The following is a 14,060-nucleotide window of genomic DNA, read 5'->3' on the forward strand; positions in this document are numbered from 1 at the left end:
ATCGGTTCTCGGCTGACACGAGGCGAGTATCTGACTCCTGCGGATGCAGTCACAGTGGCGGGACCGTGCCGGAATGTCACCGGCTTCCTCGGGCTCGTGCAGTGCTCATCGTCGCAGAGCCGTCTCGCACGGTGTCCGCCGGGTCGGCGAAATGGACGCCCGGAGCTGGGCGCCAGATGGGGTCAGCGCCCCATGGTCAGCAGGGTGTCGACGTCGATGTGGGTCTCGATGGCGTCGGCGGTGAGGTCGATCATGTGCTCGCGGCGAGCCGAAAAGCCCATGGCCCCCGGCTGGGGGCGCCAGCTGCTGCCGGACTGTTCGGCGATGTGGGTGAGCCACGCCCGGCGGAAGTCGTCATGTTCCAACGCCCCATGCCACATGGTTCCCCAAGTGGCACCGTGATGGAGACCGCCCAGGAAGGGTTCGGCACCGCGGTCGAAGGCGTCCTCGGTGGGCGTGGTACGACCGTGGTGGATCTCATACCCGCCGACCTCGTGTCCCTCCCAGAGTCCTGTGGGTCGGCGCAGCACCTTGTCGGTCTGGAAATGGACGGTGGCGGGCAGGAGGCCCAGACCTGGCCTGGAGCTTCCGGGGGTTCCGTCCCGACCGGCCTCCACCTCGTCATCGATGGTCTGGCTGAGCATCTGGTACCCGCCGCAGATGCCGAGGATCGGGCGGTGGCGGCGGGCTCGTTCCTGCAGGGCGGTGGCCAGGCCGTTGTCGTGCAGCCAGGCCAGGTCGGCCAGGGTGGCCCGTGAACCGGGCACCACCACCAGGTCGGCAGCGGCCACGTGGGCGGGGGAGGCGGTCACCACCACCTGGACCCCCGGTTCCTCGCCGAGGGCGTCGATGTCGGTGGCATTTGAGATGCGGGGCAGTCTGATGGCAGCGACTGTCAGCACCTCCCCCGTGGACCCGATGGTGCCGCGGGACCCCAGCGACAGGGAGTCCTCACCGTCGATGCGGACCCCATCCAGCCACGGCAGGACGCCCAGGTTGGCCAGGCCGGTGCGCCGCGTGAGTTCGGCCAGACCGGGGTCCAGGATCGCCTGGTCGCCACGGAACTTGTTGATGACGTAGCCGGCGAGCAGGGCGCGGTCCTCGGGGTCCAGCAGCCCCCAGGTGCCGAAGATGGACGCCAGGATTCCCCCGCGGTCGATGTCCCCGACCAGTACCACCGGGAGGTTGAACCGCCTGGCCAGGCCCATATTGGTGTAGTCGCCGGAGCGCAGATTGATTTCGGCCGGGGAGCCGGCCCCTTCGCAGATGACCAACTCGTGGGCCTCGGCCAACTCCTCGTAGGCGGCCCAGGCTGCCGCCGCCAAGTGGCGGCGTTCGGTGGCGTACTGGCCCGATTCGAGGGTGCCCCCGGGTTCGCCGCGCAGCACGATGAAGGAGCGCCGGTCGGTCCCGGGCTTGAGCAGCACGGGGTTCATCGCCGATTGGGGCTCGAGGCCGGCGGCGAGGGCCTGCAGGTACTGGGCGCGTCCGATCTCGGCCCCATCGGGGCAGACCATGGAGTTGTTGCTCATGTTCTGCGCCTTGAAGGGGGCCACGTTGATGCCGCGACGTCGCGCCACGCGGCACAGGCCCGTCACGAACAGCGACTTGCCGGCGTCCGAACTGGTGCCTGCGATGAGGATTCCGGTCATGGGTTGCTCCTGGCGCGAGTCATCAGGGCGATTCCGGCGAGCGCGGCGCAGCTCGTGGCGGTGGCGGCGGCAGTGACAGCACCCACCAGCACGGCTGCGCGGCGCAATTCCGCGCTGCGCGGTCGTGGCCCCTCTCCGAGCAGGGGGCGCTCCTCCACGCGGGAGAAGTAGACGTTCCGTCCACCCAGCTGGACGCCCAGAGCTCCCGCCCAGGCCGATTCGCACCAGCCCCCGTTTGGCGAGGGGTGGCGATGGGCATCCCGGCGCATGGTGCCCCAGGCGTGGGCGCGGTTGCCCCCGACCACCGGGGCGAGGAGACAGGCCAGGGCGCCGGTGATGCGGGCAGGAAGCAGGTCGGCGAGGTCGTCGAGGCGGGCCGCAGGGGTGCCGAAGCGGGCGTAACGGGTGTTGCGGTGGCCCACCATGGCGTCCAGGGTGTTGGAGGCACGGTGGGTGAGCAGCCCGGGGATGCCGAGCGCAGCGCCCCAGAACAGGGAGGCGACGGCGGCGTCGGCGGTGTTCTCGGCCATGGATTCCACGGCTGCGCGGGCCAGTTCCTCCTCCGGGAGCGCCGACGGGTCGCGCCCACACAGGTGGGGGAGTTGCTCGCGGGCCCCGGCCAGGTCACCCGCGTCGAGTCGGTCAGCCAGGGTGATGCCCTCGCGGCAGAGGCTGCGGGCCCCGACCACCGCCCAGGTGGCGAGGGCGGTCGTGGCGATGTGGGTGAGGGGGTGGCGACGGCTGATGGTCTCTCCGGCGACGCCCAGGGCGACCACCGGGGCAAGACAGAGTCCAAGGTGCAGGGTGCCAGCATCGCGCCGGTCAGCCCAGGTGAGGCTTTCCACCTGCTGGGCGAACCGGCCGAACCAGGCCACCGGATGGTGCCGGGAGGGGTCGCCGAGGGCGGCATCGGCAACCACGCCGAGGGCAAGCCCGACGGCACGGGTCAGCAGTCGCATGCTCGGCAGGTTAGCAGCGGCCTCCGACGGGTCCGCCGGGCAGGGTTCGGGTGATGATCTCGCAGTTGGCCAGTGGCTCCCAGGTCACCTCGCGGTGACCACGCCCGTCAAGCAGCGCCAGGAGGACGCGGAGGGTGTCGCCGTGGCTGACCAGCACGACCTCGGCGCCGGGGTCGAAGGCGACCGACAACTCTTCGACGAGGACCCGCATCCGGGCGTGGACCTGCTGGAGTGATTCCCCGCCGCCCCAGGCGACCTCGCTGATGTCGACTCCCTCGGGCACCTGTTCGGGGGCCAGTTCGCTGGTCAACCGGCCCTCCAGGTTCCCCAGGGACTGTTCGCGCAGCAGCGGAGTCTGGTGGGGCGTCAGCCGATGGCGTCCGGCGACCACCCGGGCGGTCTCGATCGCACGCAGCTGGTCGCTGCACCAGACCCCCGCAATAGCTCGGGACGCGAGCAGGTCTGCGGCCGCAGCGGCCTGCTCGCGTCCCAGGTCGGTGAGTGGAACGTGGAGAGTCTGGCCCTGGAGCCTACCCTCCACATTCCAGGTGCTCTGACCATGGCGCAGGAGGTGCAACAGCATGGGCCAGAGTCTAGGTGGGTTGGCGCCAGGCGTACTCTCGAAGCATGGCCCGCCGCCCCGACCCCCAGTGTCCCGTCCGCCCAGGGGATCCGTGCAGCTTGTGCTACCCGGGCGCCGATGGGCCGCAGAACTGTGGCCTGGTCTGGCAGGTGATGCAGGATCCCGACCTGCAGGAGATCCTCGCGGAGAAGCGTCGGGAGTATGCCGAGCGTCTGCGCCGGATCAGGCCGTCAGCCTGAGTATTCCGAACCGAGTTGGCCCACGGGTGCGCGGCCCGGTGGTCAGTCGGTGACGATGAGAGCCAGGCCGCGATCCAGGGCTTCTTCCATGGCGGGCGGGTCCGGGCGGGGGGCATTGAGGTGGTCGAGGGCCAGGCCGTTGACCAGGGCTGTCACCAGTGATGCGGCCATCGTGGGTGTGAGTCCTTCGCGGAGCCGGCCCTGTTCCTGTGCCTGGGTCAGGACCTGCTCGAGGGTGCGGTGGAACTCGCCCAGGGTCATGACGTAGAGCTCGGCCAGCCAGTCACGCGTGGAGGCGGCGGCGCCGTAGCTCACCCAGACCGCCACATCCTCCCGGCAGGTCGCGTCGATGGGCAGCAGTTGCCGCAGGGACGCCCGGAGCCCGGCGCGATAGGTCGTGTGCTCCCCGGTGGGGGCTGAGCGCTCGGCCTGGCGTTGCGAGGAGCGGACCAGTGCGGCAATGAGGAGGTCCTGGCGGGTCTTGTAGTGGTACTGGATGGTGCCCGCCGAGAGGTCTGATTCCTGCGCAACCGTGCGGACGCTGACCACGTCGAAGCCCTGGTTGGCGATGACGCGGATTGCGGCGTCGGCGATCCGGGTCTGGGCCGGTGTCATCGGGGTCTCAAAGACGTTGGGGTCCATGCTTGCTTCCTTTCCTCATACAAGTGTATGGTCTACCCGGTCGTACGAACGTATGGGGGTTGACATGGAACTGGCCGCGCTTGTGGGTCTCGCGCTGATGGACAGCCTGAGCCTGGGGACGCTGGTGATCCCGCTGGTGCTCGTGGTCACCCGGCGACGGGTCGATGTGGGTCCGCTGATGATCTACTTCGCAACCATCGTGCTGGTCTACTTCGGGATCGGGGTGGCTCTGCTCGCCGGCTTCGACCTGCTGACCGGGCCGTTAACGCGTGCGCTCTCGAGTGAGCCGGCGCAGTGGATCAAGCTGGTGGCCGGAGCCGCCCTGCTGGCCTACGGTGTGCTCGCCCCGACTCCCGAGGTACGCGATGAGGCTCAGCTCAAGGTGCGCTCCCTGGCGCCTGCGGCGATGGTGGCTCTCGGGCTGGGAGCCGTGCTAACCGAGGTGGCGACCATGGTTCCATACCTGGCTGCGAATGGGATCATTTCCGGCATGGACGCGGGCTGGCCGCTGCGGCTGATCGTGCTCGCCGGCTACTGCCTGGTGATGATCCTGCCGGCCGGCGTGCTGATCGGGGTGGCGGCGATCTGGGGAAATCGGGTCTGGCCGAAGCTGGAGAAGCTGGTGCCCAGGCTGGAGCGCGAGGCGAAGGTGACCCTGCTGTGGATCGCGGCGATTGTCGGGCTCTGGATGGTGGGGAGCAGTTGGGGCGTACTGCGCGGCTGAATATCGCATGTCGCGGTGCGACAGCGATTTGCTCAGGGGGCCTCGGAGGGATGCTGGGTGAAGGACTGGCCCACTTGCTGCCGGTGAGGGTGTGCTTGTCGGCGGCGGCGTGGATGCACGGCTTGTCGAGCGGGAAGGGATCACACGGCGACCGTGTTGTGGCCGGGACCAGGACGGGGTTGCCCGGCGCCGGGGGAGTGGTGTTGGTCGGAACCTTGTCACCCTCGAACGTGATGAAGCCCTTGGGGGTGAAGTTGCCGGTGAAGCTGGTGATCGGGTTGCGCTTGGTGGTGCCTTCGGGCAGGTTCACATCGGCGTCGGTGCCGACCAGCCAGGTCACGACCTTCGGCTCGGACTTGACCATGGTGCCGACGCGCTTGGTCGCCTGGGTCTGCCAAGTGAAGTGGTAACGCCGGCCTCGGTGAAGGTCTAGTTCATGTCACCGTGGTTGCCCGGCTTGGACCAGCACGCCTTATACCGCTCATCGGTGCTGGAGAACAGTCGCTCCACATCACCGGTGGACGCGTTCCAGGTGAACACCTCCACGTCTCCGGGGCCCTCGAGCTTCTGGAGGGTGATCTCCACTTTCTCGGGGTAGGTCGAGTCGACCACGTCATTCGGGAAGGCGCCGGAACCATGGCCCGGCCACACCGGGGCCCATAGGATGCGTCCGGGGCGTCCGAGGAAGGACAGCTCGTGGCGCTGGGGCAGCTGAATGCGGGAGGTCTCGACGCTCTCACGGTTGGCGTCGGGGCCGAGGCGGACGTAGACCGAGTCGGCGGGGACAGCGCTCTGGCCATCGATGACCTTGACCTTCAGGCCACCGTCCTCGTAGGCGATGTGGGCTGCGTCCACGCGGGTGCGGTAGAGCAGCTGGGAACTTTGCACCAGGGTAGTCAAGGGGCCCGAGCTGGCGGGAGGTACGGCGTAAGGGGAGTCTCCTTGTGGCTGGTAGGCTTTGGCGGCACTCTCCGATCTTCAAGGGGGCACTGGGGTGGAGCTAACCTCTGTCGAGGTCTGCGCTGGGGCTGGTGGCCAGGCGCTGGGTCTCGAGCAAGCAGGCTTCAGCCATGCTGCGCTCGTCGAGGTGGACGCGCATGCCTGCGCAACCCTACGGGCGAATCGGCCGATGTGGAACGTGATAGAGGCCGATCTCCGCGAATGGGTGCCCGGTCCAGAGCTAGAGCGACTGGGATTGGATCTCCTCGCGGGGGGAGTTCCCTGTCCCCCTTTTTCCAAAGCAGGCAAGCAGCTGGGGCATGTGGATGAAAGGGATCTGTTTCCTACGGCGTTGGCGCTCGTCAGGAAGCTGCGACCCAGGGCGGTTATGCTCGAGAACGTCCGTGGGCTGATGGATCCCGTCTTCTCGGACTATCGCGCGGAGATCCTCTCAGAGCTGGAGGCCCTCGGGTACAGGGGCGAGTGGCGCCTTCTGAATGCCTCTGACTTTGGCGTCCCGCAACTCCGCCCTCGTGCCATCCTTGTGGCTATGCAGGCCGAGAGCGCGAGTCGCTTCGCATGGCCTGCCCCGGGGGCTATCGCTGCCCCCTCCGTCGGAACAGCTTTGCTCGACTTGATGCAGGCTGAAGGGTGGCAAGGTGCTCAAGAGTGGGCGGCGAAGGCCTCCACTGTCGCGCCGACCCTCGTTGGTGGGTCGAAGAAGCACGGGGGGCCGGACCTGGGGCCGACCAGGGCGCGGCAGGCGTGGGCTGAATTGGGGGTAGAAGGACGGACTATCGCGGATTCCCCGCCTGGGGTGGATCACGAGGGGGCGCCGCGCCTCACGGTGCGCATGGCGGCCCGAATCCAAGGATTTCCAGATGATTGGGAAATCGTGGGGCGCAAGACGAACGCTTACCGTCAAGTCGGTAACGCGTTTCCGCCTCCCGTGGCGCGTGCGGTTGGCGCTGCCATTCGCGACGCGCTGCTCGGATCCTCTCCTGAACGGGCCGCGTTCGGGTGCTCGCACAGTGAAAGGTTGCCAGGGCTTTGAATGAACCCCAGGAATCGCTGATTTCCCAGAGGCGGGGCGAGTTTCACGCGGGATTGCTCGGGAGAGTCCTCACCGTAGGTGCGGATGGGGTCCCCTCCAACGCAGACAGGGGGAACCAGCTCTCCGTGGCTATCGCTGCCCACGTTGTGGAGGCTCTGCATCTGGAGACGATCGATGAACGTCGCGCGGGGCAGACGCTTGGTGGGCGCTTCGAGCAAGCTGTGGCCGGTTTCGTTGAGCAGACCTTCTTGAGGCTTGACATGTTGCGGCCTGGTGCCTGGTCCGTCTTGAACATCGGGTCGTCGAGGGCGAGCAACAGGCTGTCGGCATATGAGCCCTATCGGCATCTGGCTGAGCTGGACGAAGCGTTGAGTCGGGACCCATCGATCCGTACAGTCATTGGAAATGCGTACATGATCTCGCCCGACATTCTGGTGGTCCGACAACCTGAGTCAGATCAATCTATCAATTGCCTTGATTGGCTCGTGGATCATAGTTTCGCTCAACACTCTCCGATCAGGATGGACTCTCCGTCTGGGAGTGCCATGCTGCACGCCGTAATTTCATGCAAATGGACGATGCGATCGGACAGGGCGCAGAATGCGCGCAGCGAGGCCCTCAACCTGATTCGGAATCGCAAGGGTCGGGCGCCGCACATTGCGGTCGTGACAGCGGAACCCCTTCCCAGCAGGATTTCGAGCCTGGCGCTGGGGACGGGAGACATCGACTGCGTGTATCACTTCGCTCTAAACGAACTCGTTGCGGCAGTCTCGGACCTGGGCAGTGACGATTCTCGTGAGTTGCTGCAGATCATGATAGAGGGTCAGCGTTTGAAGGACATCTCAGATCTGCCGCTGGACCTCACGATCTAACGGCGTGCAGGCTCTGGTCACGCTGCGCTGTGATGCCTCACTGCCTGAGTGAGACTAGACTCGTTGCCTTGCCGGTGGGCTCGGTGACACGGCGCACGCCGCGCTCAGACATGAAGTCCTCCGCTGCCTGGGCGAGCGCGCGTTGATAGTTCCGAAGAGGAGCAAACCCCGCGACCGTCTCGTATCCGAGTTCGGCCAGTACGGCGCTGAGGTTGCAGAACTTGAAGTCGACGCTCTTCTTTGAACGTCCGGTGAGTTGTTGGACACGCAAGTTGAATTCGCTCTTGACCAGTGCGTCGCCTCTCTTCTGGGCGCTCAGCATCCCCAAGTACTCCCTCAGAAGAGTTTCAATTTCATTCTGGTTCCACGCCGCGGCCATACGTGACAGGTTAACGCATCAACCTCGCGTCAATAGCTGAGGCAGGACACGAGCGGTCTTACACCAGCACAACACGCCCGCGTGCTGGCATCACAACCGCCCACAACGCCAGCGCGCTCGCGGCCGCACAGGCCAGCATCGCCGTGGCCATGGGCACCACAGAGGTCATCTGCACGTGGTTGATCACCGGCCCCATGCAGGCCGCCACGCCCATGTTCAGGGCACCCATCAGGCTCGCTGCCACACCCGAATCCGCCCGGTGGTTCTGCATGGCCAGCACCTGGGCGTTGGGCATGCACTGGCCGAAACCGAAGGTGTAGGTGAAGATGAACGGCACCAGCGCGACGTAGCCATCGCTCACGCGGTCCACTGCGAGCAGCGCCAGTCCGCCGATCAGCATCAGCGACGTCCCCAGCACCAGGATCCGTAGCGCCCCGATGCGCGGGCTCATCCGGCTGCCGAACTGGACGCCCAGGAACACGCCCACCGAACAGATCGCGAAGACCGTGCCGAAGCCGCGCGGAGAAAGCTGGTAGACCTCCTGCAGCAGCACCGAGGAGCTGGAGACATAGCTGAACAGGCCACCGAAGGCGAGCGCCGACACCAGCCACACGCCGACGAAGAGCCGGTCTCCCAGCACCCTCCGGTAGGCCGCAAACAGGGGAGCGAGCCCACCGGCGGTACGTTCATGTGGCTGTCTCGTCTCCACGATGAACAGCGAGATCAGCGCGACGACCGCCGCGCCGTAGGCCGCCAGTACCCAGAACACGCCACGCCAGTTCGTGATCGTGACCAGCCACGACCCGACCAGCGGCGCCAGGATCGGCGCCAAACCATTGATCAGCGCAAGACGCGACATCATCGTGATCAGTCGGCGTCCACCGAACAGGTCGCGGGCCATCGCCATCGCGACCACCGCGCCGCCGGCCGCACCCACCCCCTGCAGCGCACGCATCGCCGTCAGCATCTCCACGTTCACCGACATCGCCACCGCCACCGAGGCGAGCACGTGCAGGGCACTCATCATGACCAGGGGCAGTCGGCGTCCCACTCGGTCGCTGAGCGGGCCGATCACGAGCTGGCCCAGCGCGAAGCCGATCACCGTTGCCGAGAGCGTCACCTGCACCTGCTGATCGGTGATGCCCAGATCTCCCTTGAGCGAGGGGAAGGCGGGCAGGTACATGTCGATGGTGAATGGGCCCAACCCGGTCAGCAGCCCGAGGGTGGCAATGATGGCGATCTTGCGACGGCGGGAGTAGGTGTCTCCCAGGTGGCGCTCCACGTACGTGTCCAACGATGTTCCTGTTCCGGGCATCAGAAAACCCGCCGACCCCGGTGGTGCGGCGGGCAACTATGCGCGAGGTTCAGTTTACGTTCCTGTGCCCGTGCGACCAAGACTCCTGCTTGGCTGGATACATGGACATTGCACTCATTGGGGGACACGGGAAGATCGCGCTTCTTGCGGAGCCGCTGCTGGTCCAGGCCGGACACCGGGTTGGGGCGGTGATCCGTAACTCTGAGCAGGCCGCTAACGTGGAGGCGACCGGCGCGACCCCGGTCGTCGTCGACATTGAGGCCCTCGATCCCCAGGGCTGGGACGACCTGCTGCGCGGCAGGGACGCGATCATCTGGTCGGCAGGAGCGGGCGGGGGCAATCCTGAGCGCACGGGCCGAGTCGACCGGGACGCCGCGATCGCGTCCATGGAGTCGGCCGAGCGCGTGGGCGTCCGGCGCTACGTGATGGTGAGCTACTTCGGCGCCCGGCCGGACCACGGCGTCCCGCAGGACAACAGCTTTTTCGCCTACGCGGAAGCGAAGGCCGCAGCCGATCAGCACCTGAAGTCCACCGATCTCGACTGGACGATCCTCAAGCCCAGCCGACTGACGCTCGCGGCGCCGAGTGGGCGGATCGATACGACGGCCACCGAATCCGGCGAGGTCAGCCGCGGGAACGTGGCCCAGGTGATCGCCGCTGTGGTGGGGCGGGATGATCTCAACGGCGTGGAGCTGGCTTTCAACGACGGTGAGGTCGAGATCGCCCAGGCTGTGGACGGAGCGGTTACGAAGAGCTGAGGTGGCCGACGATGTCGAACGTGTAGCCATCGGCCCTCGCGAGGTAGATGTCTTGCTGGGCTGACTCGAGATTCAGGTGGACCGCCCCTCGGGGGCCGGCCAGCACGATGCCGTCCTCGACGGCGGAGTTCACCGCTGTCATGGAAGTCCGGCACCGAACAGAAGTACGTGGATGCCACCATGGCGGCCGTGCAGGCCGTGGAGCAGGCGATCGAATATCTCGGGAAGTTCGGCTACACCCAGGAATAGGCGTACACGATCATCAGTGTGGCCCCCTGCGAGATGCACATCGGCGGCATCGTCGACATCCCGAACGCGGACCGCTCTTTCTACTCGACGCCCCGCTCGCGGCTAGAGTGACGCGCATGAACTCATCCCTGACCTCTGTGGCGTGTGTGGTCACCGACCGCCCCGCCCGGTACGGCAAGCAATTGGCCTCGCACTTCAGCCACAAGGTCCCCTTCACCTGGGACGAGGACGAGAAGACCGGCAACGGATCCTTCGCCGACGGTCGTGCGCAGGCCACCATCACCGCCCGCCAGGACTCCCTGGAGCTGGTTCTCGAAGCCCCCGCCGACGAGATCGACCGTTTCGAAGGCGTGGTGGGACGCCACTTGGTCCGCTTCGGCGCCAAGGACGAGCTGGTCTGCCAGTGGAGGCGCAGCGACGGTTCCCAGGGCACCCACCAGCACTACGACGGGGAGTGACCCGATGCGCATCGCCATCGCAGGAGCCTCCGGTCTGATCGGCTCCACCCTCACCCAGCATCTCCGGGACCACGGCCATGAGGTCGTGCGCCTGGTCCGGCATGCGCCCAGGGACGCCGACGAGCGGCGCATCGACAGCTCTGCGCGCACCATTGAGTCCCCGGGGCTCAGCGACGTGGACGCGGTCGTCAACCTGGCCGGCGTCGGCATCGCCGATGGCCGCTGGACCGGGGAGCGCAAGCGCGCCATGCGTGCGTCGCGCGTTGTCACCACCGAGACGATCGTGGAGGCCCTGGCCGACGCACCCCGCTGCAAGACCCTGCTCAACGGCTCGGCTGTCGGTTACTACGGCGACCAGGGTTCCCGCGAACTCCGCGAGGACGACGTCTACGGTCGCGACTACCTGGCCAACCTCTGCGTGGCCTGGGAGAAGGCCGCCGGTCTGGCTCCTGAGGGCGTCCGGGTCGTCACGCTGCGCACCGGGCATGTCCTGTCACGCGAGGGCGGCATCCTGGGCAAGCAGCGCCTGATCTACCAGCTCGGGTTCGGCGGTCCGATCGGCTCTGGCGAACAGTACGTCAGCTGGATCTCCATCGAGGACTACTGCCGCGCGGTCGAGTTCCTGCTCACCCACCCCGAGGTGTCCGGGCCGGTGAACATGACCGGGCCCGCGCCGGTGCCGCAGGCGGAGTTCAGTCGAGCCTTCGCGCATGCCCTGGGGCGGCCCGCGAAAATGCCGATGCCGCTGCCCCTCGCCAGCCTGGTGTTCACCAAGGAAATGGTGCAGGACGCCCTGTTGGCCAGCCAGAACGCGGTCCCCGCGAAGCTGCTCGAGCACGGCTTCCAGTTCCGCCACCGCACCGTCGACGAGGCGATGGACGCCGCCACGTAGGCGCTGGGGTCAGGTCTCGGTGCGACGCAGCCAGCCGCGGCGCCACGTCGGGACCACCGCCAGCAGGAACGCACACAGCGCCCCGGCGGTGGTCATGAACCAGGCCGGTCCGGCCGACACCCGGTCATCGGTGGCGACCGCGATCAGCATGAGAAGCATGAGCAGCCCGAGCAGCAACTGGGTGGCGGTGAAGGTCGCCACCAGCCAGGACCATCGGCGCCCGAGCAGACCGCCGGCGGCGAGGAGAGCCGTCACCGCAGACGCCAGTGTCGCCAGGAAGTAGTAGACCCAGAAACTCTCGAAGACCCCGGAATTGCCGACCAGCAAGTGTGGGGTCCACTGGGACAACAGCACACCGCTACTCCACGGGTGGCCGGTGGGGTAGTACATCGGCGTGAACAGGCCGTAGACCAGCGCCAGCGCCGAGGTCGCCATCAGGATCTGTGTCATCAGCCGCGTCCTCAGCGGAGCGCGGCGCTGGAAACCGGGGGGCTCCACCGGCCCCTGCAGGATCGGGTAGGGGCCGGGACGACCCGGCTGCCACGGTCCGGCGGGGTAGTAGGGCGCGGGCGGCGGGAAGCCGTACGGGCTCGGGGCCCCGGGCGGCGCGGCCGGGCGGAACGGTGGCTGCGCACCCCACGGGGCGCCCGGCGGGCGGGGCTGCTGGGGCGGTGGCCATGGGTTCTGCGCCATGCGTTCGAGGCTACCAGCGCGCCACTGCCGGCCCTGCGGACCAGCCGCTTGGGCCTGACTCAGATGTAGTAGACCTTGCCCGGCACCTCTTCGACCCAATACCCCTAGAAGGGGCCGTCGTACATCTTGATGTACTGGCGGCCACCCAGACAGGCGCGCTGGATGCTGCGCGCAGTCGTGGTGACCGTGAAGGTTCTGGTGCCGCGGGTGTAGCGGCGTCCATCGGCCAGCACCTCGAAACAGGTGACCTTGCCCGGGTTGAAACGCACGGTGCGGGCAAAACGGAAGTCCCAGCGGTCGGTCTCGTAGCCGGTGCGGTAGGTGGCGACCGACTCCTGGGCGTACCAGCCGGCCATCGGGCCAGAACTCAGCAGGGACCAGCAGCCGACGCGTCCCTTGAACGAGGTCCGAGCAGAGGACTCGTACACAGTGGTGGCACTGGGCGTCCAGTACTTCTCGACACTGCCCTGCCGCAACAGCACCTTCACGCCGGCCTGGACGCGCACCTTGCCAGGCTTGCTCCACGTGCAGAAGTCGCGTATCAGCTGGTCGAGCACGACGCCGAACGGGGCCAGGCGGGTCATGTTGTACAGCTGGTGGAAGCAGTCGGCATGCACGGAGTGGTAGCTGGTGTGCAGGTTGTTGTTGGTGTTGTAGTAGCGGCTCACGTAGCCGGGGTTACGGCAGTTCCCGCGGTAGCGCCACATCGTGTAGAGCCCGCCCTTGATCAGCGGGAGGACACGCGTGTCCTTGGAGAGGTAGTAGTACTCCAGCAGGTCGATGATGGCGTAGGCCTGGCCGTTGAAAACCTGGGAGGAGTGGCCGTCGGGGAAGGGGTACTCCTCCAGCCACAGGCACTGGTTGGCGTCCACGCTCGCGATCCAGGGCTTGCCGACGGCTCGCGGCACGAAGAAGGCCTGCAGCAGCTGGTCGCGGTACTTCAGGAAGATCGGGTCACCGGTGAACTTGTGCAGGCGCCAGGCGGCGGTGACGAACTCGCCCTGGGCGAAGGCGCTGTGCCAGCCAGCCGCCAAGGTGCCGTGGGCGACGCTCCAGGGGAACTCGTAACGGACGAAGGCGCCGCCATCGCGGTAGGCAGCCCGTTTCATCATGCCGTGCATGACCTGGACGGCCTTGTCCAGGCTTGCCTGCACCTGATTCAGCTCTAAGTTGTTGATCTGGTAGTTGATGAACCAGCCCACGCGCGAGGGGTGTGCTCCCCAGACGTCCTTGATGTAGGACAGGGGCACGCCGTCAGGGGCCATTCTGAAGCCGGCCGAATAATCCGGGTCGATGGTCTTCTTCGGGCCGTGGTTGGGCCATCCGTTGGGGATCCAGGCCAGGGCCGGGGTGGACAGCTGCTTGAAGGTGGGTTGGGCCCCGTGGGCCGAGGAGGTCACCAGGAGGTCCAGCGGGGCGCTCCCGGTTCCGAAAAGCTCAGTGCCGGTCAGGGCAAGGGAGGCCAGACCGGCTCCCAGCGCTGAACGACGAGTGAGGGCTGTGCGTCGTGTGAGCACGGTCATGGTGTGTCTCGATTCAGATGCTCGGCCGTGCCACCTCGCGCGACCCTGGCGTCCATCGCCTCGGACATTAGACAACACCCCTCGTCCTGACGAGAAACTGGGACGCCCGAATTCCCGACAGGGTCGTCA

General features: G+C 67.0%; 17 protein-coding genes and 1 riboswitch. Of the genes, 7 read left to right on the forward strand and 10 right to left on the reverse strand.

The features are described 5' to 3' along the window. Positions 1–3: 3 nt before the first annotated feature. Positions 4–142, reverse strand: a riboswitch (cobalamin riboswitch). 40 nt (positions 143–182) lie between these two features. The 3 genes from M3G03_RS03580 to M3G03_RS03590 are packed head-to-tail and all read right to left on the reverse strand — an operon-like array spanning position 183 to position 3,194. Further along, positions 183–1,652 carry a cobyric acid synthase gene (locus M3G03_RS03580; RefSeq protein WP_259808154.1) on the reverse strand — a complete coding sequence of 490 codons (1,470 nt, stop codon included), beginning with the start codon at positions 1,650–1,652 and terminating at the stop codon, positions 183–185. Then, on the reverse strand, positions 1,649–2,611 hold the full coding sequence (locus M3G03_RS03585) for a cobalamin biosynthesis protein (RefSeq protein ID WP_259808155.1): 963 nt from the start codon (positions 2,609–2,611) through the stop codon (positions 1,649–1,651). Before M3G03_RS03585 ends, M3G03_RS03580 begins: the two co-directional genes overlap by 4 nt. A 10-nt stretch (positions 2,612–2,621) precedes the next feature. Next, complete coding sequence (locus M3G03_RS03590; RefSeq protein ID WP_259808156.1) at positions 2,622–3,194, reverse strand: histidine phosphatase family protein; 573 nt, start codon at positions 3,192–3,194, stop codon at positions 2,622–2,624. Positions 3,195–3,238: 44 nt separating this feature from the next. Here M3G03_RS03590 and M3G03_RS03595 point away from each other — a divergent pair, with 44 nt between their 5' ends. Then, complete coding sequence (locus tag M3G03_RS03595) at positions 3,239–3,433, forward strand: DUF6767 domain-containing protein (protein ID WP_259808157.1); 195 nt, start codon at positions 3,239–3,241, stop codon at positions 3,431–3,433. Between the two features lie 42 nt (positions 3,434–3,475). Here the strand turns inward: M3G03_RS03595 and M3G03_RS03600 are convergent, their stop codons facing one another. Continuing rightward, positions 3,476–4,075: a TetR/AcrR family transcriptional regulator gene (locus M3G03_RS03600; RefSeq protein WP_259808158.1), complete on the reverse strand. Its 600-nt coding sequence runs from the start codon at positions 4,073–4,075 to the stop codon at positions 3,476–3,478. Between the two features lie 64 nt (positions 4,076–4,139). Here M3G03_RS03600 and M3G03_RS03605 point away from each other — a divergent pair, with 64 nt between their 5' ends. Further along, a complete protein-coding gene (locus tag M3G03_RS03605) occupies positions 4,140–4,799 on the forward strand; it encodes a GAP family protein (protein ID WP_259808159.1) in 660 nt (219 codons plus the stop codon). 429 nt (positions 4,800–5,228) lie between these two features. On the opposite strand, the gene M3G03_RS03610 is transcribed toward M3G03_RS03605, so the two are convergent. After that, positions 5,229–5,687 carry a hypothetical protein gene (locus M3G03_RS03610; protein ID WP_259808161.1) on the reverse strand — a complete coding sequence of 153 codons (459 nt, stop codon included), beginning with the start codon at positions 5,685–5,687 and terminating at the stop codon, positions 5,229–5,231. A gap of 106 nt (positions 5,688–5,793) precedes the next feature. Between M3G03_RS03610 and M3G03_RS03615 the strand changes: the two genes are divergently transcribed. Further along, positions 5,794–6,792, forward strand: coding sequence for a DNA cytosine methyltransferase (locus M3G03_RS03615; protein ID WP_259808163.1), 999 nt, complete (start codon positions 5,794–5,796; stop codon positions 6,790–6,792). 53 nt (positions 6,793–6,845) lie between these two features. Beyond that, entirely contained in the window at positions 6,846–7,664 is an 819-nt protein-coding gene (locus M3G03_RS03620; protein ID WP_259808590.1) for an NgoMIV family type II restriction endonuclease, read from the forward strand. A gap of 37 nt (positions 7,665–7,701) precedes the next feature. Here the strand turns inward: M3G03_RS03620 and M3G03_RS03625 are convergent, their stop codons facing one another. Both M3G03_RS03625 and M3G03_RS03630 read right to left on the reverse strand, forming a co-directional pair. Next, on the reverse strand, positions 7,702–8,043 hold the full coding sequence (locus M3G03_RS03625) for a hypothetical protein (RefSeq protein ID WP_259808164.1): 342 nt from the start codon (positions 8,041–8,043) through the stop codon (positions 7,702–7,704). Between the two features lie 58 nt (positions 8,044–8,101). Further along, a complete protein-coding gene (locus tag M3G03_RS03630; RefSeq protein ID WP_259808166.1) occupies positions 8,102–9,325 on the reverse strand; it encodes a multidrug effflux MFS transporter in 1,224 nt (407 codons plus the stop codon). A gap of 134 nt (positions 9,326–9,459) precedes the next feature. Here M3G03_RS03630 and M3G03_RS03635 point away from each other — a divergent pair, with 134 nt between their 5' ends. Continuing rightward, positions 9,460–10,116 carry an NAD(P)-binding oxidoreductase gene (locus M3G03_RS03635; protein ID WP_259808168.1) on the forward strand — a complete coding sequence of 219 codons (657 nt, stop codon included), beginning with the start codon at positions 9,460–9,462 and terminating at the stop codon, positions 10,114–10,116. On the opposite strand, the gene M3G03_RS03640 is transcribed toward M3G03_RS03635, so the two are convergent. Then, a complete protein-coding gene (locus tag M3G03_RS03640) occupies positions 10,103–10,249 on the reverse strand; it encodes a hypothetical protein (RefSeq protein WP_259808170.1) in 147 nt (48 codons plus the stop codon). The genes M3G03_RS03635 and M3G03_RS03640 overlap by 14 nt on opposite strands. Before the next feature lie 232 nt (positions 10,250–10,481). Between M3G03_RS03640 and M3G03_RS03645 the strand changes: the two genes are divergently transcribed. Continuing rightward, positions 10,482–10,823 carry a DUF2218 domain-containing protein gene (locus M3G03_RS03645; RefSeq protein ID WP_259808171.1) on the forward strand — a complete coding sequence of 114 codons (342 nt, stop codon included), beginning with the start codon at positions 10,482–10,484 and terminating at the stop codon, positions 10,821–10,823. A gap of 4 nt (positions 10,824–10,827) precedes the next feature. After that, positions 10,828–11,715: a TIGR01777 family oxidoreductase gene (locus M3G03_RS03650; protein ID WP_259808172.1), complete on the forward strand. Its 888-nt coding sequence runs from the start codon at positions 10,828–10,830 to the stop codon at positions 11,713–11,715. 9 nt (positions 11,716–11,724) lie between these two features. Here M3G03_RS03650 and M3G03_RS03655 read toward each other — a convergent pair whose 3' ends face one another. Both M3G03_RS03655 and M3G03_RS03660 read right to left on the reverse strand, forming a co-directional pair. After that, on the reverse strand, positions 11,725–12,408 hold the full coding sequence (locus M3G03_RS03655; RefSeq protein ID WP_259808174.1) for a hypothetical protein: 684 nt from the start codon (positions 12,406–12,408) through the stop codon (positions 11,725–11,727). A gap of 104 nt (positions 12,409–12,512) precedes the next feature. After that, positions 12,513–13,931 (reverse strand): D-glucuronyl C5-epimerase family protein, encoded by a 1,419-nt coding sequence (locus M3G03_RS03660; RefSeq protein ID WP_259808175.1) that lies wholly within the window; start codon positions 13,929–13,931, stop codon positions 12,513–12,515. Between the last annotated feature and the right edge of the window lie 129 nt (positions 13,932–14,060).

Origin of the sequence: Aestuariimicrobium sp. p3-SID1156, from assembly GCF_025144225.1 — a bacterium.
Lineage (GTDB): Bacteria > Actinomycetota > Actinomycetes > Propionibacteriales > Propionibacteriaceae > Aestuariimicrobium.

Bases quoted from the DNA above. Each gene is read 5' to 3' on its own strand.
- M3G03_RS03595 (WP_259808157.1), top strand. From the start codon at position 3,239: ATGGCCCGCCGCCCCGACCCCCAGTGTCCCGTCCGCCCAGGGGATCCG.
- M3G03_RS03580 (WP_259808154.1), bottom strand. From the start codon at position 1,652: ATGACCGGAATCCTCATCGCAGGCACCAGTTCGGACGCCGGCAAGTCG.
- M3G03_RS03655 (WP_259808174.1), bottom strand. From the start codon at position 12,408: ATGGCGCAGAACCCATGGCCACCGCCCCAGCAGCCCCGCCCGCCGGGC.
- M3G03_RS03635 (WP_259808168.1), top strand. From the start codon at position 9,460: ATGGACATTGCACTCATTGGGGGACACGGGAAGATCGCGCTTCTTGCG.
- M3G03_RS03660 (WP_259808175.1), bottom strand. From the start codon at position 13,931: ATGACCGTGCTCACACGACGCACAGCCCTCACTCGTCGTTCAGCGCTG.
- M3G03_RS03645 (WP_259808171.1), top strand. From the start codon at position 10,482: ATGAACTCATCCCTGACCTCTGTGGCGTGTGTGGTCACCGACCGCCCC.
- M3G03_RS03650 (WP_259808172.1), top strand. From the start codon at position 10,828: ATGCGCATCGCCATCGCAGGAGCCTCCGGTCTGATCGGCTCCACCCTC.
- M3G03_RS03605 (WP_259808159.1), top strand. From the start codon at position 4,140: ATGGAACTGGCCGCGCTTGTGGGTCTCGCGCTGATGGACAGCCTGAGC.
- M3G03_RS03625 (WP_259808164.1), bottom strand. From the start codon at position 8,043: ATGGCCGCGGCGTGGAACCAGAATGAAATTGAAACTCTTCTGAGGGAG.
- M3G03_RS03600 (WP_259808158.1), bottom strand. From the start codon at position 4,075: ATGGACCCCAACGTCTTTGAGACCCCGATGACACCGGCCCAGACCCGG.
- M3G03_RS03590 (WP_259808156.1), bottom strand. From the start codon at position 3,194: ATGCTGTTGCACCTCCTGCGCCATGGTCAGAGCACCTGGAATGTGGAG.
- M3G03_RS03585 (WP_259808155.1), bottom strand. From the start codon at position 2,611: ATGCGACTGCTGACCCGTGCCGTCGGGCTTGCCCTCGGCGTGGTTGCC.